The sequence below is a fragment of the Snodgrassella alvi genome (assembly GCF_002777425.1).
GTDB classification, from domain to species: domain Bacteria; phylum Pseudomonadota; class Gammaproteobacteria; order Burkholderiales; family Neisseriaceae; genus Snodgrassella; species Snodgrassella alvi_B.
Window position 1 is genome coordinate 1 of the sequence record NZ_MDVC01000015.1, and the last position, 2,742, is coordinate 2,742.

The following is a 2,742-nucleotide window of genomic DNA, read 5'->3' on the forward strand; positions in this document are numbered from 1 at the left end:
ACCTATATCCGGATCATAATACCTGAAAGTATTGTAATGTAAGCCAGTTTCTCTGTCTAAATATTGTCCCTGATATCTGAGGTTTTGCTCTACTGATTCGTGTTCGATTTCATGAATCCGCTTACCCCAAAGTTGATAGCTGCATTCCCAGACGATTTCGTCGTTTTCGTTAGTCAGCTCTTTTAGTGTGCCCTAACTGCATATTTCTAATTGTTTATACAATAATGAAGATGTACTTCATATTCATCATCATTAATAACCAGTATCCTTTCAGGTTCTAAAAACAATAATGATAAATCAAAAGTTTGATTGTATCTAAATATACTATTTAAAAAATCATCTAAATTATTAATATTTAAATGAATAGCAATTTTTTCTTCAAATAATTGAATGCATTTTGAAAAAGTCTTATTTTTCAAAATTTTATTGATAATTTCAATTAGCTCTTTTTTGCTAATTGGATGCTCTAATGTTATTAGACTATCAATTTGATCAATCTTGAAAAAAAGTTTAAGCTGTTTTTTATACCAAACAAAATCTTCATCATTAACATATGAAATTGTAAATGATTCAATTCCTTTTAATTGGCTAACATATTCTTTTGCTTTTATATAAAGTAATTTTTTTTCGAGTTTATTATTCATAATATATGTGATGATCATTTGTTAACGGATCAATAATTTTTAGATATCGCTCTTCTTTGAAGTCATAGGTCATTGAATTGGCGCCACGTTTTGGTTGACCTGCATGTGTATGAACACTTTTGGCTCTTGGATCATTTGTATGTTCTACAATGACACGTTTATGTCCTTGTGCATTTTTATATTCATAATATCTTCCATGTGAACCTAAATCTTCAGAATATTTATAATTTCTTTGGCCTCTTCTAATTTGGTTATTTCCAACAATCCATTGTCTCTCTATTTGTTGAGAATGAGGAATATTAGCCAGATCTTTAGCTTTATTTAAAGCCTGTCGTCGATTAAGTTTAGGACACCACCCCCACGGATCCACCCAAGTCAACCCATTAGGCGCATACTGATACAGATTAAACCCACCCAGCAATCCTATCGGGTCTGGCTGGGTAAAGCGTCCTATATCCGGATCATAATACCTGAAGGTATTGTAATGTAAGCCGGTTTCTCTGTCTAAATATTGTCCCTGATATCTGAGGTTTTGCTCTATGGGTTCGTGTTCGATTTCATGAATCCGTTTACCCCAGAGCTGAAAGCTACATTCCCACAGTATTTTACCGTTTGCATCGGTGAGCTCTTCTGGACAGCCGTTCAGGTCGGTGTGGAAGTAGCGGATATGTTGTTCATGGTTGCCGTCTGTGTCTATACGTGCCAGTGGTTCGTAGCTGTTCTGGTCGGTATAGATATACAGGCTGGTGGGGTGATTCGGGCCGGTTTCCTGAATCATTCTTAAGCCGTCCCACAGGAAGCGGGTACGGTTGTAGGGTTGGCCGTCGCGGTCTATCTGATGCTTTTCAATACGCCGGCCTAAGGCGTCGTAGACGTAGCCGTAACGCTGGTTGTGGTCTGATTGTTCGATGCGTACTTCAGTCAGGCGGTGTTCGGCATCGTAGTGGTAGTGCTGGGTGTCCAGTAGTTCTTTAATCTGAGTACGGCTGACCAGTTAGCGTATAAATTCAGGGCGATTTTTATTTAATCTGAGCATTATTGTGCTGGTTTCAGGGTATAGCACAAGTACTACTCCTGAAATAAATAAAAGCTGGAAAAAGTATCATACTCTTCCCAGCATGGTTTCAGATATCCTTTAATAATTCTTTTCTAATATTATAGTCACCCAATGGCGCTACACGAGGTAGGGATTCGGCTTCTTTTCCAGATATAGGAATTTCATTTTCCCAAATATCCATTTTTTTACACCACGGTTCTTCTCCATAGGTGAAATATACGCCATTCATATCGGTAGGCACATAGTTTTGTTGATGCCCGATTATTCTCCACTCACCTTCTGATTTCCTATCAAATAATGAGTAGCTGTCTAATATCACTGGTTCAATCAATCGCCGGGCTTGTTTGATTTCTGCCTCAGATATATCAGGAGAATTAGAAATGTTATCAAACAGCTCGGCAACATGACCAATAAAAATTTTGATAATAATTCTGCCAAAACAATATCTCTGTTCATCCAGCTTAAAGCAGAATATGTCTCCTGCCTTGATAAACCGTAGCATGGTGCGTGGTTTTTTATCCCAACCCCATAGTTTGAAATCACTCATCAGCATTTTCCTTTTCCTATACGACCATTCATACTATTGCCTTTCTTACTATGATAAGCTTCTTTGAATGCCTTAGCTCTGTCATCAGTGCGATTATGGTCAAATGAGTTATATTTATTTCCTCTATTTGTAGAAGAAATTTCCTCACCTATGGTACCGGTTCTGGTTTCGTGTATTTCAATATAGTATTGTTCGTACCCTCTGGCCTGACCATAGGTTACATTTTTTTCTAGTACTTCCATTCTTCCTGACGTTAATCTTCCCGTATCTCGATGTTCATTTCTTCTTCTTTCAACATTATTGGTAATACCAATGTAATAAGGCTTTGTTGCGCCAGGGTCATATAGTCCATAAACATGATATCCCTCAGCATTAACGGACGTTAATCCTAACGGATCCACCCAAGTCAACCCATTAGGTGCATACTGATACAGATTCAAGCCACCCAGCAACCCAATCGGGTCTGGCTGAGTAAATCTACCTATATCCGGATC

At 37.8% G+C, this 2,742-nt stretch carries 5 protein-coding genes; all 5 read right to left on the reverse strand.

Annotated features, from left to right (window positions below):
• Positions 1-177, reverse strand: a 177-nt coding sequence (locus BGI33_RS02915) for an RHS repeat domain-containing protein (protein WP_306807477.1), incomplete at its 3' end; no start/stop codon positions are given.
• Positions 178-206: 29 nt separating this feature from the next.
• Positions 207-644, reverse strand: a complete 438-nt coding sequence (locus tag BGI33_RS02920; RefSeq protein WP_143557171.1) for a hypothetical protein — start codon at positions 642-644, stop codon at positions 207-209.
• A complete protein-coding gene (locus BGI33_RS02925) occupies positions 637-1,422 on the reverse strand; it encodes an RHS repeat-associated core domain-containing protein (protein ID WP_218965111.1) in 786 nt (261 codons plus the stop codon). Before BGI33_RS02925 ends, BGI33_RS02920 begins: the two co-directional genes overlap by 8 nt.
• Positions 1,423-1,768: 346 nt before the next feature.
• Positions 1,769-2,248, reverse strand: a complete 480-nt coding sequence (locus tag BGI33_RS02930; protein WP_100089892.1) for an immunity 26/phosphotriesterase HocA family protein — start codon at positions 2,246-2,248, stop codon at positions 1,769-1,771.
• On the reverse strand, positions 2,248-2,742 hold a 495-nt coding region (locus BGI33_RS02935), incomplete at its 5' end, for an RHS repeat-associated core domain-containing protein (protein WP_306807361.1). The genes BGI33_RS02935 and BGI33_RS02930, both read right to left, overlap by 1 nt.